This is a genomic window from Psychrobacillus sp. Z3-81, assembly GCF_056620325.1.
In genome coordinates, this window is the sequence record NZ_JBWQPU010000009.1 from 51,354 (window position 1) to 75,712 (window position 24,359).

The following is a 24,359-nucleotide window of genomic DNA, read 5'->3' on the forward strand; positions in this document are numbered from 1 at the left end:
CTAGTCAAATTTAATTCATCAAAGGGGATTTTATGAGAAGAATTTTATTGTTAATAATAGGTCTTATTAGCATATTAACGGCTTGCAGTAATAAAGAGGTTGATATCCAAGTGAATACGATTATTTCCAATGTTACCGCTGAGGAATTTTCGCGATTAGGAGGAACAAATCAATACGGTGAATCAGACCAAAGGGACTTTCAAAAGCTTACCTTTGATTTTTCGATGGATCATGGTTCTGGGGTGAAAAGAAATATTGAAATGTTTGATGACTGGGTTCTTTTAATCAATGGTTATGATGGACCGGATCGATATTGGGGTGGGAGCGGATCCGCGCAGGATAATGAAAGTGAAAATTTTGCTACTTATCATAGGGAATTTATCTTTTATTCAAAAGGACTTAATGAAATGGAATTGAAAGAGTTATTCAAAGATGCACGCATTACGGTGGAGTGGGAAGTAAAAAAAGAAAAGCAAACCAAAGAGTTTTTTATAGCAGACACCATGATTTTCAAGGAATAGAAGCTGTCCAAGTCCGTTGACAGCTCTTTTTCTGTGGAAGGGAATAGCTTAAACCGACTTAATGTAAAGGAGGGTCCTAGTGAAATTGAAACTTACTTTGGTTAACCTACTTCTATTCTTGTCATTCTTTGTGATGGGGTGTGCAAATAATGAGGTCGAAGAGGATAAAGTCATAAAGAATGATAGTTACACAGAGGTAAGAAATGTGGTAATCGACTATATAGAACAAAAGGGTTGGGGTCAGCAACATTATCCAACTATACAGGATTGGGAACATGCAAGGGTGGAAATGTTAACGGTTGATGCCAGTTATAAATTCGTAGACGAAACTTATATAGGAAAAGAGATATATGAAGTTCATATGGAGGATGCAGTTGCTTCCCCCACAATTTATGTAGATCCTGAAACGTTAGAAGTAATAGGGTATGTACCTGGAGAGTAATAGTGATTAAATTTGCATTGGTAGCAAAGGGATTAAAATAAAAAGGAGGGCTGCTAACATGTTTAAAAGGAAAGTATTTTCATTTATTTGGACGATCCTCATTTCCACGCCCATTATTGGTTTTTGTTATATGCTGGTAGAACAGAGTAACTTAAAAGAGGTACCAGGCTTAACGTTATTCGTCCTTATTTTTGCTGCTCCAGTTGTTTTATTCTTTGGAATCCCTGTAACAATATTATCCGATAAAATAAATAATAGATTAATGGGCAAGAAAAGATTATATGCTTCATTCGTAACCCATTTGTTTTTCGCTATCAGTTTCGTTGTCATATTTATTTTCATTACTGAATCCAGATTTATTTTCATTGATTTTAAGGCTTTTGATTGGTACTTTTTAATTCCAGCAACAATTTATTCATCAGTAGGCTGGTGTGTACATGAAGGATTAAGAAAACGTTTTGATCAACAAGTTGTTGGAGTGAATTGATATATAGCTTTCACAATCTATTATGTGAAAAATGTCGTGGATCAATCATATATATCTTAGAAGAACTGTATACAAATGAAGACAGAGAAGTGGATACCCCTCTGTCTATTTTTTCTTATATTTATCTCAACTTTTTTTAACTCTTTTTTCATCTCTTTGTCTCTTCGTTTGTTCTGTCTTTTTGCGTTTATACGCGACCTCTTGCTCTGACATCATTTCTTTCTCTTTTATTTATAGTATATTTGGCGAACTTAAGATGGCCCATCTTCTAATTTTTAACTAAACACGAGATGGTTTCATAAATACAGAGGAAGTCTGGGGAATATAGAGAATATTAATAGAATGAAGTTTAAGAAGCGTGTCGAAAGGAATTGACAAAATGTCATCGTTAAAGGGAAAAATCGCAGTAGTAGCAGGAGGAACTCGTGGAGCTGGTCGAGGTATTGCAGTGAAGCTAGGAGAGGCTGGTGCAGTAATTTATGTGACCGGCAGAACTACCAGGAATAATCAGTCACCAATGGGACGGAAGGAAACAATCGAAGAGACAGCAGAAATGGTAACAAGAGCTGGTGGAAAAGGGATACCTGTAAAAGTAGACCATACTGTTGAATCAGAGGTCATTCATTTATTTGAACAAATAAAAAAGGAGCAAGGTCGGCTTGATATTTTAGTAAATGATATATGGGGCGGTGATCCACTTACGGAATGGGGGAAGCCGATTGGCGAGCATGATTTACATAAGGGGCTTCAGATGCAAAAACAAGCCGTTCATTCACATATCATTACTACACATTATAGTGTGCCATTGCTGCGAGCAAATAAAGGTGGGCTTATCATTGAAATCACGGATGGGGTAGATTATCAGCCTCGTGGCAGCTTTTATTATAGTCTTGCAAAGATATCTGCCATTCATATGGCACAAGCAATGGCTCAGGATTTAAAGGAGTATGATATCACTTCTATTGCAGTTACTCCTGGCTTTCTACGTTCTGAGGCTATGCTCGATCTTTTTGGTGTGACCGAGGAAAATTGGAAAGAGGGAGCAAAGGTTGATCCGCATTTCATTGCATCTGAATCTCCGTATTATATTGGTGAAGCCGTAAAAAACCTTGCCTTAGATCCTTCAATAGCGACTAAAAATGGTGAAGTTTTAAGTACGTGGGAGCTATCCGAATTATATGGTTTCTATGACATAGATGGGACAAGACCACATTGGGGGAACTATTTTAAAAGTATTACTACATTAAAGGATTAGCAGAGTTATTAAATACAAAAGGGAATGAGGAGAATACTTTGGGAGCTAATATACAACAAACATATACACCTCCTAAGCATTTTGTTTCTGCGGCTACTATTGTACTCAACGATCAAAATGAACTTTTATTAATTAAAGGTCCTGACAGAGGCTGGGAAATGCCAGGTGGAATCGTAGAAGTAGGGGAATCGCTGAAAGATGCAGCAATAAGGGAGACCAAAGAGGAGTCTGGTATCGATATTGAGGTTCTTAAATTCTGCGGGGTGTTTCAAAATGTGAATAAATCCATCTGTAATACGCTTTTTTTAGCGAAGCCCATTGGTGGCGAATTAACCACTTCACCTGAAAGTATGGAAGTGGGCTTTTTCCCTGTTGAACAGGCTTTACAGATGATCACCATTGAAAACTTTAGAAAAAGAGTCGAGTACTGTCTAGATAGTAGCAAACACCCTTTTTATGTGGAGTTTTAATTGGCATATTTAACATGGAAATAAAATTTTTTTCGTCTGTCGATTTTGTCTTTTCCAATTCGTCGTATGTATATAGAGACCGAGCATGAAAGGTTTCTAATAAGGAATAGGGAGGAATTATTATGCTATTTATGCTAATTGTGAAAGCTTCACAGAATTCTGAAGGCGGGAATCTCCCGCCACTGGAGCTTAACGAGGCGATGAGTAAATTTAATGAGGACTTAGTAAAGGCAGGGGTTCGGGTTACGGCGAAAGGGCTATATCCAAGTGCGAATGGGATTCGTATTTCATTTCCGAAACCAGGTGAAAAGCCCGTCGTGATGGATGGTCCATTTACCGAAACGAAAGAAATAATTGCCGGATTCATATTAATTGATGTGAAATCGAGGGAGGAAGCCATTGAGTGGGCAATGAGGATGCCAGACCCTCAAGGATTCGGAGAAGGGCAAATTGAAGTACGTCAGGTGGTTGAAGACATGGAGAGTTTTGCAAAAGAGACAGCTAAATTACGTGAGAAATCTCATCAAGAGAAGCTATAGTGACAACCTCTGAAACCCATCGTACGATTGAAGGAATCTGGACAATTGAAGCGACAAGAATTATAGCTAGTGTTGCACGTATTGTTCAGGATATCGGGATTGCGGAGGATTTGGCACACGAAGCATTAATCGTTGCGCTTGAAAAATGGCCAAAGTCAGGCATTCCGGACAAACCAGGAGCCTGGCTAATGACTGTGGCCAAAAGACGGGCGATTGATTTTCTGCGTCGAAATAAATTGCGAAATCAGAAATATGAGGTACTCGGTTTGAGCATGGACCCCACTTGGAGTTCTGACTTTGAAAGTAGTGAGGAGGAGATTGATGATGATCTCCTTCGCCTTATCTTTACCACTTGTCATCCGGTTCTTTCCCGAGAAGCTCGAGTAGCTCTAACGCTTAAGGTGCTTTGTGGATTAAAGACTGATGAAATTGCACGAGCATTCCTTGTCTCAGAATCCACAATTGCACAACGAATAGTGAGGACAAAGCGTACACTTTCTGTTTCTAAGATACCTTTTGAAATCCCAGGCGGACATGAGCTTTCGGAAAGGTTGTCAGCAGTTCTGGATGTCATTTATTTATTGTTCAATGAAGGATACGCTGCAAAAGCCGGTCAGAACTTGATTAAACCAATACTGTGCAATGAAGCAATTCGTCTTGGTAGGATATTGGCAGAGCTTATGCCTGATGAACCGGAAGTGCATGGTCTCCTTGCACTGATGGAAATCCAGGTCTCTCGCTTCAAAGCACGGGTTGGACCATCGGGAGAGCCAATATTACTTCAAGACCAGAATAGAGCGCTATGGGATCACCTTTTCATTCAACGTGGATTATCGAGCCTTAAGAGGGTAGAGGAAATCGGGGCTGGTTATGGCCCATATTCTCTACAGGCTGCTATCGCTGCATGTCATGCTAGAGCAAAAACCTCAGAAGAAACGGATTGGGAAGAAATATCCGCATTATACGATGCCCTCGCACAGGTAGTACCTTCTCCTATAGTGGAATTGAATCGCGCTGTTGCGTATTCGATGGCTTATGGGCCAGCAACTGGATTGGAAATGGTGGATGCATTGGAAGAGGAGCCGTCCTTGAAAAATTATTATTTATTTCCAGCTGTTCGTGGGGACTTGCTTACAAAGCTAGAGCGAGGGGAGGAAGCGAGAGTTGAGTTCACTCGAGCCGCATCGCTTACACAGAATGAACAGGAGCGTGCCTTTCTTCTAAAACGAGCAGCAGAATGTGTTATTATTGGAAACCATCTGAAGAGAGATTTTTAACTCACTTCAGATGGTTTTTTATAATACCTTTTTATAAAAGGCTGTTTTCGTAAGGATTGTTGCTAATGCCATAAAAAAGAGACAGCTTTTTTTGCTGTCTCAGTTGTTTAACTAAAGCCCCCGATAGTAAAAGAACATCATTTCACAATCTTTCCAATATCCGCAATATCATTTAACTTACTGTGCAAGTGGGTTTTTATATGTTGAAAGTGTAGTTAAAGAAGTTTGAAGATATTTATATTCCCAGTTTATTCTTCTGATTCCCCGATTAAATCCAAAATATAGTTATAGTCAAAAGTTGAATCTTCAATCTTATAATATCCACTTTTGAAACCAGGAATGTCGGAATCAATTCTAATTACATTAGGCGTATCTATAGTTATATTAGAAAGTAATATTTGATCAGATGCAACAGATTCTCCGAACTGTAACATTCCAGTGTAATACGTATTACTTTCATTGTTTTTCATTTCAATTGCAGTCTTATCTTTTAAAGGTTTTAAGTTTAAGCTGCTGAGATACTCCAAAACTTTCTTACAAGCGTTTGGATCTTGGCATTTTGCATTAGCTTCTTCACCTTCCGGAAGGTTTTTGGTGATTATAAATTCAACATAGCTCTCAGACTTATATTCCTCAATAGGATTATAAGAAATATTATAATATATAAAATTAGTGTAAATAAAGATAGAAGATAATGAAACTATAATAATTGCCATCACTAGATATATAATTTTCTTCATTTTATTTTTCCCCTCCTTTTCTTTTTGGAATAAATTACATCCACCGAAATACCTGAATATTACAATAACTAATTTTAACTTTTCTACAGAATTAGTTCAAGCACCATAATAACACCAACATATAAACCAAAGGCATAGTTGCTTCTTTTCTTTTTGAACTAAACTACCCCTTTTGTTCAAGAAGGTACTCCCCACTCAATTGTAACGTAAGATGGATAGCAGCTTCCCTTTTTATTAAAAAGCAACAATCTTTATGAATTCAGCTAACTGATTAATGTGTTACGATAAGTGTAAGAAGAGGTGCTTTTTGGAATTTATCTTTTTAGGAGTGAACATACATGCCGTTGACTTTTGCTCACCCAGCAGCAGTTTTACCTTTTTCGAGGAATAGCATATATATTAACTTTTTAGCGATGGTATTAGGTAGTATGTCACCTGATTTCGAGTATTTTATTAGGGGAATGCCGTCTGGTGAAATTGGTCATACATTTGTCGGATTTGTAACTTTTAATCTTCCTATCGTTATCATCGTTTATTTCATCTACCTGACATTTATCCATAAAACATTAGTTAGTCATCTACCATCAAGTTTACAGGGTACTTATACTCCTAAAATAAATTCTACTAGGCTATTAAGGGGGGTTGTATTCTTATACTCGACGTTAATTGGAATGCTGACTCATGTAGTCTGGGATGCTTTTACTCATGTTAATGGTTTTATCGTAGAAAAATTTTCTATACTTACATACAAAGTTGTCATTTTTGATTTTCATATTCCAATTTTTAAATTTCTTCAGCATGGTAGCACGATTGTTGGTATAACTGCCATTTTCCTATTTATGTATGTCAGAGCGGCTAGGAGCAAAGGGTATCCTGAGTCAAATAAAGAGTCAAAGCAGAAATGGAGGTATTGGATTCAAATAGCTTTGTTCACCATCTGCTTGTTTTGTTTGTGGAATCTCATGGACCGAGTTGAGATTGAATCCTATGGCATACTTGTCGTAAGAATCATAGATTCAGCACTTATCAGTTTGTTTATTGTATCTCTCTATGTTAATCGTTCATTTGGTAGGAAAAGAAAAGGCTCTATTTTGGGGTAATCTTTCTTTTTTCCACGGCATATAAACTTTACCATTAAAAAGTATAGGACTGATTTCATTTGACCAAAAAGTTATGGCTAAGATTAGTTTTTGCCGTATTAGTAATTTTTCTTCTTTTCCTATGTTAGCTTCTAAATACCTTGATAATTACTTTCTTGGTTCTTATTTGTAGATAGCCATAGTAATAAAAGTACAAAACATAATATCAAAGAATTTCTATTAACATCATTTATTTTTGAAATGACAGAAACCTATCTAACTTTACGTTTATCTAAATTCAATCTGTAATACTCGTTTGACTATTAGGGCTTTCACCAGATTGTGAGGACTTATAGCGTTAAACGAAATAAAATTACCAAACATCGCTTTGGGTGCGTTTTGCTTTTTGATTTTACAAGTTACTAATATCGAGATTTATTGGTATATTTATTGAAAATATATTTAAGGAGGAGTTTTATGAATTCTTTGGTTATATTCGTTTTAGTTCTTTTTATTCTTAATGTATTTGTGATTTTTTTATCAAGATTGAATTGGTTGGTATGGATAATAGCGGGTGTTTTTTTTATTATTTCTTCTCCAATAGTTCTAGTTCTGACAATGAATAACGTTGGTCGTAATGTTGGAGATGGAATTGCAGGCGCTGTGGCGGGGCTTACTTTTGGTGGTCTTTTGATTGCCAATGCAATTATTTTATTAATTGTGGCAATTTTTGCGAGGGAAAAGTGGAAGCAAGCTGGCTTAGAACAGAAATAAAGACTTATAAATCATATAAATAACATTTCCAAGTGTTACGTTTAGGAGCCTTCTCAGAGCAGCTCAGACCATTAGTAGTCTGAGCTGCTTTTGTAACTTTAATGTTGCTCATTTATAAAATAGAAATAATAACAAATATTAAACCTTTAAATTACAGTTAGAAAGGTCGATGTTACTTATAAGGATATAGAAGGGAATGGTGAATCGGTGAATATTTCTAATTTAAATCACACAATTTTGAATCGACAAAATGCGACATCTCTGCCTAATCAAGCTACTCCTAAGCCTGATACGATACAAAAAGTGGAAGAACAAATGAAAGACATTTTAAAGGAACAGCCGACACAAAAAGTGGGCAACTCTACATCAATTAACCCAGCTGATATTAAAGTGAGTATACAAGGGGAAATAGCTCACTTTGATTTTGTGAAAGAAATCGAGGGGTTAAGTGCAGATGAAAAACAGCAGATTAGCCAATTAATCAAACAAAGTGTGAAAAAGCCAAATGGTGGAACAAGTGATTATTTCATTATGGACCGTGCTCAGACAATTGCACAGTTACAATTAATTGCGAATAAATTGATTCCTGAAAAGCATAAAGAACAGATGCATAAGTCTATTAAAAGTTATCAGCAGGAAGGCCAGAACCTACAAATTCGAATTTACGAAGCTGCACAAGCAAATATGGATAAACTACGCGCTACATATCCGTCACTAAATAAAAATTCGATTTTGACAGAGGGCATTAAAACACTACAAGAACAAGAGGCATTTACTTCTACTTTATATGAGGGGATAGATTTATCGAATCAATCGACTTTTGTGCAGTCATTCGAAGCCATTTTAACAAATTTTAAAGAAAATCAGTTGCAGTTAAAAAATAGTCCGGAAGAGGTTTTAAATCGTTATAAGGATGAACTGCGGTCTAAATGGAATGACTTTGCCACGCTATTCAATGATTCAACAATTTATAAAATCCCAACTGTTGATCATTCTGTGATTGATATGCGCCTTTAAGTAATCGAGGGTTGATAACCTATCTCAAAAGTGACGGGTTTTGAGATAGCATAAATATTCTTTAAAAGCATCTATATTTTGAGCAAAATCTATTTCAAAACATTGCTTGAAATATAAAGAACAAATATTCATTATCATACAAAAAACGTTCCGAAAGTTTAGGCATCCACGACCACCCACGCTTTAGAAGGCTTTTTTCTCTTCAACAAATCAAGTGGTTAGTTAATTTTGAAAATAGAGTATCAATGTAGAGCCTTTGTTGTTGAAATTTTATTTATGTGGCATAGAGCTATAATAATAAAGTGGTGTAATACGACTATTATGAATGACTATTATCAAGGAGAACGGAATTAAAATCAATTGGACCATTAAGTTCTAGGATTTCAAAGTTGTATTATGATTTATTTGCTAATTCCACTTTTCAAAAGTTGGTTGAATTATACATATTAAACAGTCATAACTATATTTGGAAGGTGAGATTGCTTTGCTAGAGTTAAGAAAAATTAATAGTGACAATTATGAAGAATGTTTAAACTTGCGTACAACTGATACAGGTGTGGAATTTGTAGATCCTGTGGCGTTTTCATTAGCCGAAGCGTGGGTATTTTATGAGGAGTCACGCCCTTTTGCAATTTATGCTGATAATGTGATGGTAGGTTTTGTTTCAATGTATATTGGCGATAATAACCCCCAAATTATAAATTTTATGATCGATAGCCGTTTTCAAAAAAGAGGCTATGGATCAGCAGCGGCGAAGCTTTGCGTTGAATATTTGTGTAAAGAATATAATGCAAGCAGAATTTCATTACCAGTTAATCCAGAAAATAGAACCGCACAAAAATTTTGGAGTAACATAGGCTTTGAACTAACAGACGATATAGAGAATGGTTATCTTTATATGCGGTTGTACATACCAGAAAAATAGGTGTGAGTATACAAAAATAGAATTAATCTCTATAAACGAGCGCGATTGTTTCATAAGCCTTCTTGTTTCACTAACGGTGGGCTTTAGTGCAATAACGATTTATAGCGTATACAAAACAAACATAAATAACGTTCCCAAACACAAGTTTGGGGACAGTTTAGAAAGGCACGAACGTTGATTTAACAGCGTTTCGTGCCTTTTCTTGTAAATATTTTTATGACGTATTTTATACAGATGGCTCAAATAGTTGATGCAACTGTATTTGTTCTTGATGGGGCGTGTTCTCTATCTTGCATAAAATTGTGTATATTCCTTATTATTGTAAATCTCTCTTACTATACCCAAAACGGGGGAAAATTATTTATTTGAAAAACAACAATTAAATTTAAGAGAGCCTTTAATAAAAGAGAATGGTACTAAACTATTTTTTATGTTTTATTACACCTTCTTTTTATGAGACTCTTATCTAAATTTATTTTTAAAAGTTAACATCAATGGTCCGACGCAGCGGATAACCAAACACTTTAAAAGTAAGAAAGCACAAACGATTTAATTAAAACATTAAACCTTTTGTGCTTTAGATCCAAACAAAAAAAGACTGGAACATGTTTTGCTCCAATCTAAATTGCTTGAACCTATTCAAATTTTAATGCGTCGCCTTCGAAGGATTCCTCTGCTACTTTAATAGAATCTGTTGGGCAGCCTTCGAATGCATCTTCCATATCCTCTAGCAGTTCCTCTGGCACTTCAGCTGTACCCATGTTATCATCAAGAATAACGAAAGCGATGCCTTCATCATCGTAGTCATATATATCAGGGGCTGCAGCACCACAAGCGCCACATGCGATACATGTATCCTTATCTACTATCGTGTATTTTGCCATTATCTATTCTCTCCTTTAATTATCTGCTTCCTCGAATTAGCTATCGTATTCATTCTAAAGATGTTTGCATCACTTTTCAACAAAAATACTTTATTATTGTGAGGTATTTCAATTGTATTTTAGCCAACTATTACTATATATCATCCAAAAGTTTAATGGAGAAAGGTCTTTCACAGCTCCTTATTATCTATTAAAAGGGAAGAAGTCAGGACAAACGATGCAGGACGTGACGTATTTTCAATTACATTCCTTTTTTGCTATTTATTCAAATTTAAAGAAGGATGAATACGATTTACTAATCTTTGCCTTGCAGGCGGAAGGGTTAGTGGAAATAAACGAGGGGATCCCATTCCTTACGGCAAAGGGAAAGGAACGAATAGAGGGCTTTCAAGCACCGGCTTTTGATGGCTGGGGGTTAAGAGGGAATGAGATTGTCTTTTGGAGAAGATTAGAGCTGGTTGTACAAACTATCTCCCACTTTTATGCTGGAGAATCGAAGTTTATCCCGAATCAGAAGGATATCGCGGTACAGCAATTCGTCCGAAACTATCTGAGAGGAAAAGAATATCAAGCTCCTGCATTTGCAGAAGCCTTTAAAGGGCAGCTGTTTCATCTACTGGAAGCATCTCCTTTAACAGACGAGCAGAGAACGTTATTTGTCTATCGATTGAGTGGCTATCAGACTAGCGGACTTACCTGGGACCAGCTAGCCTCCGAGTATAACAGCTCGGTCCATGATGTGAAGCTGCAATTTATCGAGGTATTGCATGTGCTACTTCGCTTCCTAAATAAACAGGATCATCCAGATATCTATCCGTTAGCTGATGGAATATTCATCAAGACGCCGCTCACCGACTCTGCATATCGAACGAGCCTGCTATTAGAGAAGGGCTACACATTAGAGCAGGTTGCTGCGGCTAGGAACTTAAAGGTGAATACGATTGAGGATCATCTGATTGAGATAGCTTCTGCGAATCCTTCCTTTTCTGTAGAAAACTATATAAGCAGCGAACAGATGAGCAAAGTTTGGGAGGTCTCGAAAAGCTTGCATACGAAAAAGCTGAGACTCATAAAGGAGCAGCTTCCCGAGCTTAGTTATTTTATGATTCGACTAGCTTTATCAAAAGGAGGGCAGGCAGATGGATAAACTGACACAAGTGCTACAGCAGAAATTTGGTTACGAAAGCTTTCGAGAGGGACAGCGAGAAGTAATTGAGAAGCTTCTAGAAAAACGTGATGTGGTAGCCATACTCCCTACTGGAATGGGTAAGTCGTTGTTATATCAGCTCCCAGGTTATCTGACGGAGGGCTCTGTGTTCATTATTTCGCCCTTATTATCCTTGATGCAGGACCAAGTAGAACAGCTGAAAATGATGGGGGAAAAACAAGTGATTGCGATAAATTCTTTTCTATCCTTTGAAGAGAAGGAGAGAGCAATCAAGCAACTCTCTGCCTATAAATATATTTTCACCTCTCCCGAAATGCTGCAAAATGAGCGCTTCCATCAAGCGCTTAGACGGATTTCTATTTCCTTTATTGTAGCTGACGAGGCGCACTGTATTTCTCAGTGGGGCTTTGATTTCCGTCCGGATTATTTGAGGATTTCGAAATGGTTGATGGAGCAGGAAAACACCCCGGTGCTGGCATTAACTGCAACAGCGACTGCAGAGGTTCTTACAGATATTGAAAAGACACTGTTAATGAAAGATGTATTTCATTATATCCATTCACTGGATCGTCCTTCTATTTATTATGAATCACAAAAAGTAGAAAACCATCAGGAAAAGGTAACGTGGATCATTAACCGAGTATCTTCCACGGCTGGGCCAGGAATTATTTATACTCAATCTAGAAAGAAAGCGGAGCTGTATGCACAGGAGCTAAGGCAAAGAGGAATAAATGCAGCCTATTATCACGCGAAAATGGAGCAGGATGATCGGATTCTTATCCAGCAACAGTTCCAGCAGGGAGAGCTGGAATGGATCTGTGCAACGAACGCATTTGGCATGGGGATACATAAAGCAAATATTCGACAGGTCATCCATGATCATATCCCGACTAGCATTGCGGGGTATATGCAAGAAATAGGGAGGGCCGCACGGGATGGGAAGCAATCAATTGCCTCTATCCTATACCATTCCTCGGATGTAGAGCAGGCATATTATGTTGCCACGCAGGATTATCCGGAAAAGGAATTGATCCACCTGGCTTTTCATTCCAACGAAGAGATTCAGCTGCCAGAAACTACTAAAAGGATACTCGACTATTGGAAGGAGCAGTTATCTGAGCAAGAAACAATCGACCTTTTCCAAAGTATTCGCCAAAAAAAGTGGACAGAAATAGAACGGCTATACAAGCTACTGGAAAATGATAGATGTATAAGAGAGCAGCTAGTCGATTTCTTTGGACAACAGTTAAAGGATAAGCCTCTGCTTTGTTGCTCGAAATGTGGTGGACAGCTAGACGAAATGTTCGTGGGCTTCTCATCAACAAAATCTGTTTCTGTCGAATTAAACTGGAAAAACAGGCTGGATAGACTACTTTAGTATTTTTGGTACGTTTACTTTTTCAACAGAATTCGGCATAATATTAGTAGAATAGTGGAAGAATGGAGCATTTAAAATGAATCAAGAAGACTATCAGAAAAAAATAGAGGAGCATAGACAGTCAATTGGCGCAGATGAAGAGCAAGAGCTGAGACGTAGCAGAAGAACAAAGAACGCAAAGAAAAAAGCGAGAAAATCAAAGAATCTTCTTATCCCCAGCTTGTTTTTTATCTTCATCATGATTCCTGTAGGGATGTTTGTGTATGTACAGTTTTTCTACAGTCCGGAAATACCAGAGCAAACGGAGGTAGGCATAATTACGCTTGAAACAAAGCCTATAACAAATGGTCTGGATGAAAGTAAGCAAGAAGAAGAGGAGTCTACGGAGAAAGTGGAAAACTCGGAACAGCCAGATACTTCTCAAACAGAGCAGCCGACAAGTCCTCCTGCGGAAGTAGACAAGCCAGAAACAACAGAAAAACCTAAGGAAGAACCAAAAGAGGAACCAAAAGAAGAACCCCAAGAGATAGAAAAACCAGTAGAAACCAAATCACATGTAGTACAACCAGGAGAAACACTTTTCCGAATTGCAATGAATTATTATGACAATCCTAGTGCTGTAGAAAAAATAAAAGCGGCTAACGGGCTCTCTTCAAATGAAATATCAGCTGGACAAAAATTAATTTTGCCATAGGAAAAAAGTAGAAGGATATTTCAGATTGCTAGAGAATATATAAATATATAAGTTCTGGAAGAGGTGTTTATATATGTTTGTAAAAAGTGTGATGATTCCCAAGGAAAAATGTTTAACTATTCATACAGATGCATCTGTCCTAGATGCTATTCATGAACTGGAAGCAAAGGAGATTGACGCCTTACCGATTGTTGAAAACGGAGTATATAAAGGTATGTTTAACAAATATCTTTTATATAAAGCTTACTTTTACAGTGATTTAGATAAACAAACATTTCTTGAGCAAACAAAAGTGTCCGATATAGCGATTCGAGAGGACGTCCATGTACATCTGGGAGACGTATTTGAGGATACGTTTATGAAGCTATATGACTTTCCGATACTGGCAGTAGTAGAGGATGGGAAGTTCCTTGGATTGGTTACTCGTTATGATACTATCACGCAATTTAAGAGTGCATTTGGTATGAATTCAAAAGGAACTCGCATTACGTTTACTTCTGTGGAAACAGAGGGTAGAATCTTAAAAATGTCCGATGTACTGCATAAGTATCATACGTCGGTTATTTCCTTAGTAACCTTTGATGAAACGGATAAGCTTGTGCGTCGAATTGTCGTGAAGATTGATAATACACAAAAGGTTGATCGTATTATTCAGGATTTAGAAAAATCCGGATTTAGAGTGTTACATATTGAAAAAGATGAATAGGTTGCTTAATATTAAGGAATAGATGGGCAGGGATGATTCCCTGTCTTTTTGTATGGAATTGGGAGGAAAGCACATGCCATATATACTTCTGCTCGTTTTGATAGCGGGGATCTGCTTGTTACTATTCATGCTGAGATTAGCTTTTCAAGTGAATATCGTGGAGCATAAGTTAGCTATAGAAGGAATGAAAAATGGAGAAGAACTGCATATCTTTTTTATTTCCGATGTACATCGTAGAGCAATTCCGGAAAAAATGATTCACCGGCTTGCGGGGAAGGTAGATGCCGTAATCATCGGTGGAGACCTAACAGAAAAAGGAGTACCGTTAAGTAGGACAGCAAATAATATTATGCAGCTATCGAAGCTTGGCACCGTTTTTTATGTATATGGGAATAATGATCGGGAAGTTGGAGCTGAGTCCTTAAGAAAACTGTTATTAGAGCATGGGGTACATATATTAACAAATGATTCCATCCGATTGCCCGATTTTAAAACATCCATCCGCATCGTTGGAATAAATGATGGTTTTAATGGTAACGTAGATATGAATCGTGCTTTCTCAAAAGTCAGTGCGGATGATGTGATTATCTTTGTCTCTCACGCACCTCAGTATTTTCCAGGAGCAAAAAACATGATACAGCCGCATCTATTGTTGGCTGGTCATTTACATGGAGGACAAATTCGTTTAGGACCACTTGGATTGTATGAGAAGGGATCTTACCGGGTAAAGGATGATTATGCGGAATTGATAAGTAACGGTTTTGGCACAACTGGTGTCCCTTTTCGCTTAGGTGCGAAGGCAGAGTGTCATTTAATTACGTTAAAGTGAAACTTTGATTGGTGGGGGGGTTCTTTCATCCCCCACCAATCATTAGTTGAACCGATCGGGCTTTTAGGGACAGTTAATCTCCCACGCAGCTGTCTCATTTCTTTTGCCAACTTGAAGTGGGAGTCTTACTGTCCCTTAATGCGGGATAAGATGCAAAGAAGAAAAGGAGTTTTGAAAGTGGAGCAACTAGATGTACTAATTGTAGGGGGGGGTCCTTGTGGACTGTCAGTAGCGATTGCAGCTCAAGAGAAAGGTCTAAATGCATTAGTAATTGAGAAGGGAAATATCGTAGAGTCCATCTACAACTATCCTACTCATCAAACCTTTTTTAGTACGAGCGAGAAGCTATCCATTGGGGATGTTCCTTTTATTGTAGAGGAAAGAAAACCAAGAAGAAACCAGGCGCTTGTCTACTACCGTGATGTTGTACGTAGAAAGCAGCTGCGCGTGAATACATATGAGCTAGTTCAAAAAGTAGAGAAGCAAGATGAGCATTTCCTAATAGAAACAAGTAAGGAGACCTACCTTGCGAAGAATGTAGTAATTGCGACTGGTTACTATGACCATCCAAATTATATGGGTATCCCAGGCGAAAATCTTCCAAAGGTGTTTCATTATTTCAAAGAGGGCCATCCGTACTTTAATCAGCATGTGCTGGTAATTGGCGGGAAGAACTCTGCAATCGATGCAGCGCTAGAGCTTCACAAGGCTGGAGCTTATGTAACAGTTGTCTACCGTGGCAGCGAATATTCTAAGAGCATCAAGCCATGGATTTTGCCAGAGTTTGACTCACTTGCTCGAAGTGGAGAAATCACGATGAAGTTTGAAACGAATGTCTTATCCATTGAGGCTGGCTTTGTTACACTAAGAGGTCCGGAAGGTGTATACCGCTTGGAAAATGATTTTGTTTTTGCTATGACAGGCTATCATCCGGATCACTCCTTTTTAAAAGCTATGGGAGTTGGAATTGAGGAGGAAACGGGAAGGCCTGTTCATGATGCAGAGACGATGGAAACGAATGTAGAAGGTATTTTTATAGCAGGAGTTATTGCTGCTGGGAATAATGCAAACGAAATTTTTATCGAGAACGGTCGATTCCACGGGGGACAAATTGTAGAAGCTATAGTTTCAAAAGGGAAATAAGGTTGAAAAACCCACACACGCTTATGCATGGACTACGCGTGTGTGGGTTTTGTATTTTGCTCGTTCATATTTTTGGGGCAAAGAAAACGATGTGAATCCTGTTATGTCGCTGAAAGCATTGACATGCGACACTATCGATTGCCATTATGTGTGACATAAAGAATCTATATGTTTAAATATGTGGGGAAAACGAAACTTTTTACGCATACCTATGTATAAATACTTGTAAGCTGTAAGCAGTATATTCGTTCAAATCACTTGGACGATTCTTCGTAGCGGCTAGCGGTTGACGTTCTTTAGAGGATATATAAAGTGGAGGTGATAGGTTGACTGGTTTACTGCTTTTCGTGGGTTTCGTTGCCTGTTTGTTCGTTTTAGGTTCACTGATTTTTGTATTACTCTCTAAAAAGACCAAATCTAACAGATAATTAGCCGTTCACCATAAATATAAAAAGGAGCACCTCCGACTCTCATGAGCGGGTGCTTCCTTGTCATTTGTTTAACTTTTTTATTCACAGGGAAATTCCTTTATTCCTCTGGAAATAGCTCTTCCAATGCTGTTTGAGGATTTGCGTGGTTCAAGGCAATCAATAAAGCCAGTCTTGCTTTTTGACCGTTTAGTCCTTTACCGAAGAGGACTCCTTTTTCTTTTAGCACTTTTCCGCCACCCATATATCCGTATACATCTTGTGCAATTCCATTAAAGCATCTTGAAACAAGGACGATTGGTATCCCTTTTTCGATGATGTCTTGAATAATGGGAACGAGGACAGGTGGGACGTTTCCTTGTCCAAGACCCTCTAACACGATTCCGTCATATCCTAAATGAATGACTCCCTGAAGTACGTCGGGCTCCATTCCTGCATACACCTTGAATAAAGCAACGCGTTTTTCAATAGTCTGTATAGGAAAAACAGAGCGATGATTTGGTGAGTGATGAAAGTGAACGATTGATTTGGAGACAAAGCCAATTGGTCCATATTGAGGGCTTTGGAAGGTGCTTACATTACTGGCATGTGTTTTTGTGACATTTTCAGCTGTGTGGATTTCATCATTTAATACCACCAGAACGCCTTTGCCAAAAGCTTGGTCAGTGGATGCTACTTTTATAGCAGACACAAGGTTGTATAAACCGTCTGAGCCAATTTCATTGGCAGAGCGCATAGCACCAGTTAAGACAATAGGAATATTCGTTTTCACTGTTCTGTCTAAGAAGTAGGCAGTCTCTTCTAGAGTGTCCGTTCCGTGTGTGATAACTACGCCGTCAATTTGTTCCTTTTCCACGAACTGTTCAATTAATTGCTTTAGCTTAAGCATTTCAAATGGCGTGATATGAGGAGAAGGAAGATTAAATGCTTCTACTTCTATAATATCCGCAAATTGTTTCAGTTTATCTGCTTCAATTACTAATGGATTTTGTGACGATGGAACCACTGCACCTGTTTCATTATTCACTTGCATCGAAATAGTTCCACCAGTATGAATTAGTAAAATAGTTTTCATAAAAATCTCTCCCAAAATGACATTTGTACGTAATAATATTGTATAATAAAAGTAATGAAATGGAAGGAGTAGGATCATGATTGTACTACTTTCCTGTGCAATTGCACCTGCTCTTGCACTCTTAAGTTATTTTTATTTACGAAAGGAAATTGCCAAAGAGCCTTCAAGGCTATTGTTACATACTTTTATTTATGGCGCCATATTGACCTTTCCAATTTTATTTATTCAGCATGTTTTTACAGAGGAGCAGCTATTTGAGTCTTTATTCCTTCGAAATGCCATCGTAAGTAGTGTGCTAGAAGAATTTTTTAAATGGTTAGTTTTGCTGGTTGCGATTTTTAAGCATATAGAATTTGATGATCCGTATGACGGTATACTATACGGAGTGAGTGTTTCTCTAGGCTTTGCCACAGTGGAGAATATCTTATACTTAATAGCCTATGGAATGGATGAGGCCTTAATCCGTGCGTTTCTTCCAGTATCCAGCCACGCACTTTTTGGAGTGGTAATGGGATATTACTTTGGAAGAGCGAAATTCAGTACAATCTCCAAGCTGAGATACCAGCTAGTGCTAGCACTGTTTGCTCCAATATCCCTCCACATATTCTACAATGGAATTTTGACTATTGCAGGGCTTGAACTGCTGCTATTAGTTCCGTTTATGTTGTTTTTGTGGATACTTGGATTGTCAAAGGTGAAGAAAGCACATATATTATCTAGAAAAAATAGATACCTACAGCATGAATATTATATGAGAGAAGAAATCTAGCCAAGTGCTAGATTTTTTTTGTATATTCTAGCCATTTTAGTAGCAAGCTACGGGAAAAGGAGAGGTGTCTAATGAAGCGAATAACATACATCTTATTAAGCTTGGTAGTTTGTACTGCCGGTTACTTTTTCTTTGTAAAGGATGAGCCCACTCAAGCATTCTCTGAACAGGTTTTACAGAGGGGCGCATTTGGTGATGATGTCATCGAGCTTCAGGCAAGGCTACAGTACATCGGCTTTTATAATGGAAAAATTGATGGGCAATTTGGATATGGCACCTATTGGGCTTTGCGAAACTTCCAAGAGCAATATGGGCTTCCAGTTGACGGCCTTTTGGGCGGTAAAACGAAACAAAAACTAGTCAGCGTATCCGATTATAACAAAGAATTCGTACACAACCAAATAAACCAAGGAAATAGCTTTACACATTATGGAGGCAAAAGCTTAGAGTCACAAGTTAAAAATAAAAATACGGCGAAACCAGCTAAAAATAATAAAAATAACAGCTATCAGCTACCGCCGAAATATTCGGAGAAGGATCTTCAATTGATTGCCAATGCTGTCTACGGAGAAGCTCGTGGTGAGCCTTACGAAGGGCAGGTTGCCGTAGCAGCCGTGATTTTAAACCGAGTAGAACATCCTGACTTTCCAAATACAATTAGTGAGGTAATTTTTCAACCGCTAGCTTTTACGGCTGTTGCAGATGGACAAATTTGGCTGGAGCCGAATGAAAGAGCAAAAGAGGCTGTCTTAGATGCTCTAAATGGTTGGGATCCTACTGAAAATGCCATCTACTATTTCAACCCTGAAACCGCAACAAGTGAGTGGATATGGTCACGACCTCAGATTAAGACAATCGGAAAGCACATATTTTGTTCATAAGGAGTTCATATGAAAAAAACTACATGGATTATAGGAATAGCGGCACTTGCTGTATTTATTGTATATCATTTCACTGTACAAGAGAGAAATACCAAGCTTGAAAATATGCTGGCAGTACAATACGCTAATCAGTTGACCTCTGCTTCTGAAAAGTTAACAGAGCTTAGCGACTCGATTGATGAAACATTGATATTTCAAGACCGTACATCCTTAGACAAGTCATTAGAGGATGTTTGGCGTATCTCTTCCGATATAAGAACGTCCATCGCTGCACTTCCAATTGACAATGAGGCAACAGCAGCTTGGATGAATTATCTAACGAGAATCGGCAATGGGGCTTCTCAAGTTAGACAAGGTAAAATTCCTGTGGAAGAGTGGCAAAAGAACATGGCAGCTGCAAGAGAAAATCTTCGGTCTCTATCTGAACAGTGGTCATTTGCCAATAACCAGGGATATAACAAAGATTATATCGTGAATTCGTTCGTAAACAATAAAGTAAGTGAAGATCATCAAAAGAACTGGTCCAATCTAGGAAATTCAGTTAAAAGCTATACAGAAAGTGATTTTCCAATGACAGCAAGTGAAACGGACCGACAAAAGAAGCGGGATCTGGCTCATTTAACGGAAAAAGAAATTTCGGTGGAAGAGGTTAAGAAAAAATTTATAGAAGCGTTTCCAGAGTTGAAACATGCAAAAATCCATATCACAGAAAGCTCTGAAAACGCTGCCTATCCGTTTTATCATGTCAAATTCCATGAGGGAATTCGTATCGGCTATGCTGATTTTACTAAAAAAGGCGGTCACTTATTATCGTTTTTATTAGAACGACCTTTTGAAGATAAGACCATAAGTGTAGAGCAAATGAAGGAAAAAGCAATACAGTACACGAAAACACTAGGTTATAGTGATACAGAGCTAGTAGAATTTCGTGAAAATAACATAGCTTGGCATCTATCCTTTGCTAGGAAGGATCCAAAAACAAATGCCCTTGTCTATGCAGACGGTATCCAGCTAAAGGTTGCAAAGGATACTGGAGAGCTGTTGGGTCTAAATGCAATGGAATATATCCAGGAAGAAAAGCTGGGCAATCAAAAAATTGTTCCTTTAAACTTCCAAGATAAATTTTCTGGCGATTTAAAAATTGAGGAAGAAAAACTCGCTTATGTAGAAAATGATCAGCTAATTCAAAGGCTTGCCTATGAGTTATTATTAAGAAGTGATCGAATTGGTACCTATAAAGTGTATATTGACACAGAAACTCATGATGTTATACAAACAGAAAAGCTGCCATAATACTAGCAGGGAAAAAGTCGGGGTAGAAACTACCTTGGCATTTCCCTAATAGTTCTAAAACAACTTTCGAAATACTTAAAAATTATTGTGGTAAATTAGTTCTTTAGATGTCATAATAAATAATTATGATGACTAAAGAGGGGAAAATATGGATTTAAAGCTTGGTACAAATTTACTTCTAGAGCCTACTTTTAGCTCAAAAGCTGAAAAGTATCGTTGTAAGGTAGTTGATCAGGATAATCATTCTATTTTTATTAATTATCCAGTGGACACTTCTACCAACAAATCAGTTATTTTAACAGATGGGACACAGCTGAAAGTGACCTTTGTGGACGATACGAAGGCAGTGTATGCTTTTCCGACAGAGGTGCTAGGAAGAAAGCTAGGACAGGTTCCGATGATTAAGCTTTCCATACCGAACCCAACGGAAATCTTAAAAATTCAAAGAAGAAACTATGTGAGGATTGAGCATGCCCTAGACATCGCAATTGAATATGAGGGAGAAAAGTTTCAATTTATAACAGAGGATCTTAGCGCTGGCGGAATTGCGGTCATCCTAAACAAGGAAGTTAACTTTCATGACGGGGATAGAGTGTCTATTGTATTACCCCTTGCCTTTAACAATGGTGATATGAAATATGTCTTTTCTGATGCAAAAGTGATTCGCATCTGGGATAAACAGGATATTACGATTGCTTCTCTAGAGTTTATAGATGCAGACGATACGGATCAACAGCACATCGTCCGTTTTTGCTTTGAAAGACAGCTCCTTTTAAGAAAAAAAGGAATTAGTTAAAAGTCTGTATATACAGGCTTTTTTTTTTCATGTCGTTCTATGATAAAATATAGGCGAATAGAGTGGAGGAAATAAGAAATGAACAAACATATACAAATTGCCATTGACGGGCCAGCAGCGGCTGGAAAAAGCACGATTGCAAAGAAAACTGCGGAATTATTAGGATATACATACGTGGATACAGGAGCTATGTATCGCGCCATCACTTATAAGGCCTTATCCTTATCTGTTGATTTGGAGGATGGTGAAGAGCTCACGAAGCTTCTGAAGGAAACCGCTATTGAACTAAAGCCATCACCAAACGGACAGCTAGTATTCTTAGATGGTCAAGATGTTACGGATGAAATACGTTCCATGGAGGTGACATCTAATGTCTCTCTAGTGGCAGCCCACGCAAATTTGCGAGAAGAAATGGTTAGAAGACAAATAGAAATGGGAAAAAATGGACAAGTGGTCATGGACGGAAGAGATATAGGCACCAAAGTACTTACCAATGCCGAGCTGAAAATTTTCATGTCTGCTAGTGTGGAAGAAAGAGCACAAAGAAGATATTTAGAAAATCAAAAAAGAGGAATCGACATAAGTCTTGAAGAATTAAAGGAAGATATTGCGCGAAGAGATAAATTCGATAGTGAACGCGAGGCTTCTCCTTTAGTACAAGCGGAGGATGCGATCTTCATTGATACCACATCTTTATCTATCGATGAAGTATCTCAAAAGATTATGCAACTGGCAAAAGAAAGGATGGTGTAACTTGGAGCTTTATACTTTTGCAAAAACGGTGGTATATGCACTATTAAAGCCCATCTATCGTTTTGAAGTAATCGGTGCAGAGAATTTCCCGAAGGAAGGTGGAATCTTACTTTGCGCAAATCACATAGATAATCTTGACCCTCCAGTGGTTGGTATTAATGCTCCTCGACCAGTGAATTTTATGGCGAAAGAAGAGCTATTTCATGTACCTATTCTGAAGTCTATATTGCCGGGAGTTCGTGCTTTTCCAGTGAAGCGAGGGTTGAGTGATCGTGATGCTCTCCGCAAAGCATTAAAGCTACTAAAGGACGGAGAGGTAGTAGGGTTATTCCCTGAAGGTACCCGCAGTAAAGATGGAAAGCTTGGAAAGGGTTTTAGTGGAGCAGGCTTTTTCGCATTAAGAGGAAATGCAAATGTGGTACCTTGCGCAATAATTGGACCTTACAAGCCATTTAAGCGTTTAAAGGTCGTTTATGGGGATGTAATTGATATGGAGCCCTATCGTGAAAGAAAGGCAAGTGCCGACGAAGTAACGGAGGTTATCATGGAGCACATCCAAAAATTATTAGACCAGCACAAAAGAGATAATTGAAAATTTTTAAAAGTAAAGGGCTTCTTTTTGTATTTCTGGACTAGTTGGCATAAAATAATACTGAGACGCTGTGAAGGAGGAATATCATATGTCAGAAGAAATGAACTTAAACACGCAAGAGTTTAAAGAAGGAGATCTAGTGAAAGCAACGGTTGCACAAGTAGATGATAAATCCGTAATCGTTTCAATTGAAGGTGCACCTTTCGATGGGATTGTTCCAATAAGCGAACTATCTAGCCTGCATATTGAAAAAGCATCCGACGCCGTTTCTGTTGGCGATACTTTAGAATTAATGATTACGAAGGTTGAAGAAGAAAATTTTGTTTTATCTAAAAGAAAAGTTGATGCTGAAAAAGCATGGGACCAGTTAGAAAGACAATTTGAAGCTGGAGAAATCATTGAAACAGAAGTAAAAGAGGTTGTTAAGGGAGGATTAGTAGTAGATCTTGGCGTACGAGGATTTATACCAGCATCCTTAATCGAAGATCATTTCGTAGAATCCTTTGATGACTATAAAGGAAAAACATTAACCTTCAAGATTGTGGAGCTAGAAAAAGATAAAAACCGTCTGATTCTGTCTCATAAAGCAGTAGTGGAGGACGAAAAATCCTTATCGAAAAGCCAAACCCTAAGCTCTCTAAAACCAGGAGATGTGTTAACTGGAACAGTACAACGAATCGCTTCCTTTGGTGCTTTCGTAGATATCGGCGGAGTAGATGGACTTGTTCATATCTCTCAGATTTCACATGAACACTTAAGCAACGTTAGCGATGTTCTAGCAGAAGGACAAGAGGTAAAAGTAAAAGTTTTATCTGTAGACCTGGATTCTGAAAGAATATCTCTATCTATTAAAGAAACGTTACCTGGACCATGGGTTGATATTGAGGAGAAGGCTGCTAAGGGAACAGTGCTTACTGGAACAGTTAAGCGCTTAGTTTCATACGGAGCTTTTGTAGAAGTGTTCCCAGGAGTAGAGGGACTTGTACACATTTCTCAAATCTCGCATAAGCATATTGGAACTCCACATGAAGTATTGCAGGAGGGCCAAGAGGTCGAAGTGAAGGTGCTAGAGGTTAATAGCGCAGAAAAACGTCTATCCTTAAGCATCAAAGATTTAGTGGAAAATGAAGAAGATTACAACCTAGAGGACTACCAAGCACCAGAGGAATCAAAAGGCTTCTCTATCAGCGATGTCCTTGGGGATAAACTAAAAAACTTTACGAATAAGTAAGTTGAAAAGCAAGCGATAGCTAAATCGCTTGCTTTTTTACATAGTAAAAAAGTATTCAGTCGCTAATCCAATCGTAATTGCTTTATTGCATTGAAAAAGCTTGGCCCTTCGAATCAATGTTGTAAAAATGGGTCACAATGTTGTAAAAACCGGTCACTATGTTGTAATTTCCACTAACAATGTTGTAATTATCAGTAGGAATGTTGTAAAAAC

General features: G+C 38.0%; 27 protein-coding genes and 1 pseudogene. 25 read left to right on the plus strand and 3 right to left on the minus strand.

All coding sequences use genetic code 11. The features are described from left to right. The first annotated feature begins 32 nt into the window (after positions 1-32). The 7 genes from AC1ECF_RS11240 (at position 33) to AC1ECF_RS11270 (ending at position 4,991) form a co-directional block, all read left to right on the plus strand. Positions 33-521, plus strand: a complete 489-nt coding sequence (locus tag AC1ECF_RS11240) for a hypothetical protein (protein ID WP_480389509.1) — start codon at positions 33-35, stop codon at positions 519-521. A gap of 79 nt (positions 522-600) precedes the next feature. After that, positions 601-963: a hypothetical protein gene (locus AC1ECF_RS11245; protein WP_480389510.1), complete on the plus strand. Its 363-nt coding sequence runs from the start codon at positions 601-603 to the stop codon at positions 961-963. Positions 964-1,021: 58 nt separating this feature from the next. Then, complete coding sequence (locus AC1ECF_RS11250; protein WP_480389511.1) at positions 1,022-1,450, plus strand: hypothetical protein; 429 nt, start codon at positions 1,022-1,024, stop codon at positions 1,448-1,450. A gap of 379 nt (positions 1,451-1,829) precedes the next feature. Beyond that, positions 1,830-2,705, plus strand: a complete 876-nt coding sequence (locus AC1ECF_RS11255) for an SDR family oxidoreductase (protein WP_480389512.1) — start codon at positions 1,830-1,832, stop codon at positions 2,703-2,705. Positions 2,706-2,743: 38 nt separating this feature from the next. Next, entirely contained in the window at positions 2,744-3,175 is a 432-nt protein-coding gene (locus AC1ECF_RS11260) for an NUDIX hydrolase (protein ID WP_480389513.1), read from the plus strand. Between the two features lie 122 nt (positions 3,176-3,297). Continuing rightward, positions 3,298-3,714 carry a YciI family protein gene (locus tag AC1ECF_RS11265; RefSeq protein ID WP_480389514.1) on the plus strand — a complete coding sequence of 139 codons (417 nt, stop codon included), beginning with the start codon at positions 3,298-3,300 and terminating at the stop codon, positions 3,712-3,714. Continuing rightward, positions 3,714-4,991 carry an RNA polymerase sigma factor gene (locus AC1ECF_RS11270; RefSeq protein WP_480389515.1) on the plus strand — a complete coding sequence of 426 codons (1,278 nt, stop codon included), beginning with the start codon at positions 3,714-3,716 and terminating at the stop codon, positions 4,989-4,991. Before AC1ECF_RS11265 ends, AC1ECF_RS11270 begins: the two co-directional genes overlap by 1 nt. Positions 4,992-5,239: 248 nt before the next feature. Here the strand turns inward: AC1ECF_RS11270 and AC1ECF_RS11275 are convergent, their stop codons facing one another. Beyond that, positions 5,240-5,731: a hypothetical protein gene (locus AC1ECF_RS11275; protein WP_480389516.1), complete on the minus strand. Its 492-nt coding sequence runs from the start codon at positions 5,729-5,731 to the stop codon at positions 5,240-5,242. Positions 5,732-6,069: 338 nt separating this feature from the next. On the opposite strand from AC1ECF_RS11275, the gene AC1ECF_RS11280 reads away from it, so the two are divergent. The 5 genes and pseudogenes from AC1ECF_RS11280 to AC1ECF_RS11300 all read left to right on the plus strand — a co-directional run bounded on the left by AC1ECF_RS11280 (position 6,070) and on the right by AC1ECF_RS11300 (position 9,526). Next, complete coding sequence (locus tag AC1ECF_RS11280; protein WP_480389517.1) at positions 6,070-6,831, plus strand: DUF4184 family protein; 762 nt, start codon at positions 6,070-6,072, stop codon at positions 6,829-6,831. Positions 6,832-6,946: 115 nt separating this feature from the next. After that, a pseudogene (locus tag AC1ECF_RS11285) lies at positions 6,947-7,119 on the plus strand (IS1595 family transposase); the annotation flags it as partial. Between the two features lie 168 nt (positions 7,120-7,287). Continuing rightward, positions 7,288-7,584, plus strand: coding sequence for a hypothetical protein (locus tag AC1ECF_RS11290; protein WP_480389518.1), 297 nt, complete (start codon positions 7,288-7,290; stop codon positions 7,582-7,584). A gap of 207 nt (positions 7,585-7,791) precedes the next feature. Continuing rightward, positions 7,792-8,601, plus strand: coding sequence for a hypothetical protein (locus tag AC1ECF_RS11295; protein ID WP_480389519.1), 810 nt, complete (start codon positions 7,792-7,794; stop codon positions 8,599-8,601). A gap of 484 nt (positions 8,602-9,085) precedes the next feature. Then, positions 9,086-9,526 carry a GNAT family N-acetyltransferase gene (locus AC1ECF_RS11300; RefSeq protein ID WP_480389520.1) on the plus strand — a complete coding sequence of 147 codons (441 nt, stop codon included), beginning with the start codon at positions 9,086-9,088 and terminating at the stop codon, positions 9,524-9,526. Between the two features lie 635 nt (positions 9,527-10,161). Here AC1ECF_RS11300 and AC1ECF_RS11305 read toward each other — a convergent pair. Continuing rightward, positions 10,162-10,410, minus strand: a complete 249-nt coding sequence (locus AC1ECF_RS11305; RefSeq protein ID WP_480389521.1) for a ferredoxin — start codon at positions 10,408-10,410, stop codon at positions 10,162-10,164. A 112-nt stretch (positions 10,411-10,522) separates the two neighbouring features. Here AC1ECF_RS11305 and AC1ECF_RS11310 point away from each other — a divergent pair, with 112 nt between their 5' ends. From AC1ECF_RS11310 to AC1ECF_RS11335, 6 genes are all read left to right on the plus strand, one after another. After that, the gene (locus AC1ECF_RS11310; protein WP_480389522.1) at positions 10,523-11,557 is read left to right on the plus strand and encodes a YpbB family protein; all 1,035 of its coding nucleotides are present in this window, start codon (positions 10,523-10,525) and stop codon (positions 11,555-11,557) included. Then, entirely contained in the window at positions 11,550-12,956 is a 1,407-nt protein-coding gene (locus tag AC1ECF_RS11315) for a RecQ family ATP-dependent DNA helicase (RefSeq protein ID WP_480389523.1), read from the plus strand. Before AC1ECF_RS11310 ends, AC1ECF_RS11315 begins: the two co-directional genes overlap by 8 nt. Before the next feature lie 76 nt (positions 12,957-13,032). After that, entirely contained in the window at positions 13,033-13,650 is a 618-nt protein-coding gene (locus AC1ECF_RS11320; protein WP_480389524.1) for a LysM peptidoglycan-binding domain-containing protein, read from the plus strand. Between the two features lie 73 nt (positions 13,651-13,723). Next, positions 13,724-14,356, plus strand: a complete 633-nt coding sequence (locus tag AC1ECF_RS11325; protein WP_480389525.1) for a CBS domain-containing protein — start codon at positions 13,724-13,726, stop codon at positions 14,354-14,356. Between the two features lie 73 nt (positions 14,357-14,429). Continuing rightward, complete coding sequence (locus tag AC1ECF_RS11330; protein ID WP_480389526.1) at positions 14,430-15,185, plus strand: metallophosphoesterase; 756 nt, start codon at positions 14,430-14,432, stop codon at positions 15,183-15,185. Between the two features lie 177 nt (positions 15,186-15,362). Continuing rightward, complete coding sequence (locus tag AC1ECF_RS11335; protein ID WP_480389527.1) at positions 15,363-16,328, plus strand: YpdA family putative bacillithiol disulfide reductase; 966 nt, start codon at positions 15,363-15,365, stop codon at positions 16,326-16,328. Positions 16,329-16,856: 528 nt separating this feature from the next. On the opposite strand, the gene AC1ECF_RS11340 is transcribed toward AC1ECF_RS11335, so the two are convergent. Further along, positions 16,857-17,831 carry an asparaginase gene (locus tag AC1ECF_RS11340; protein ID WP_480389528.1) on the minus strand — a complete coding sequence of 325 codons (975 nt, stop codon included), beginning with the start codon at positions 17,829-17,831 and terminating at the stop codon, positions 16,857-16,859. A gap of 76 nt (positions 17,832-17,907) precedes the next feature. Here AC1ECF_RS11340 and prsW point away from each other — a divergent pair, with 76 nt between their 5' ends. From prsW to rpsA, 7 genes are all read left to right on the plus strand, one after another. Next, positions 17,908-18,600, plus strand: a complete 693-nt coding sequence (gene prsW / locus AC1ECF_RS11345; RefSeq protein WP_480389529.1) for a glutamic-type intramembrane protease PrsW — start codon at positions 17,908-17,910, stop codon at positions 18,598-18,600. 71 nt (positions 18,601-18,671) lie between these two features. After that, positions 18,672-19,481: a spore cortex-lytic enzyme gene (gene sleB / locus AC1ECF_RS11350; protein ID WP_480389530.1), complete on the plus strand. Its 810-nt coding sequence runs from the start codon at positions 18,672-18,674 to the stop codon at positions 19,479-19,481. 9 nt (positions 19,482-19,490) lie between these two features. Then, positions 19,491-20,774: a PepSY1/2 domain-containing protein gene (locus AC1ECF_RS11355; RefSeq protein ID WP_480389531.1), complete on the plus strand. Its 1,284-nt coding sequence runs from the start codon at positions 19,491-19,493 to the stop codon at positions 20,772-20,774. Positions 20,775-20,922: 148 nt separating this feature from the next. Continuing rightward, entirely contained in the window at positions 20,923-21,570 is a 648-nt protein-coding gene (locus AC1ECF_RS11360; RefSeq protein WP_480389532.1) for a flagellar brake protein, read from the plus strand. Positions 21,571-21,648: 78 nt separating this feature from the next. Further along, positions 21,649-22,323, plus strand: coding sequence for a (d)CMP kinase (cmk, locus tag AC1ECF_RS11365; protein WP_480389533.1), 675 nt, complete (start codon positions 21,649-21,651; stop codon positions 22,321-22,323). A gap of 1 nt (position 22,324) precedes the next feature. Then, the gene (locus AC1ECF_RS11370; RefSeq protein ID WP_480389534.1) at positions 22,325-22,915 is read left to right on the plus strand and encodes a lysophospholipid acyltransferase family protein; all 591 of its coding nucleotides are present in this window, start codon (positions 22,325-22,327) and stop codon (positions 22,913-22,915) included. An 88-nt stretch (positions 22,916-23,003) separates the two neighbouring features. Beyond that, positions 23,004-24,146, plus strand: coding sequence for a 30S ribosomal protein S1 (gene rpsA, locus AC1ECF_RS11375; protein ID WP_480389535.1), 1,143 nt, complete (start codon positions 23,004-23,006; stop codon positions 24,144-24,146). Positions 24,147-24,359 lie beyond the last annotated feature (213 nt).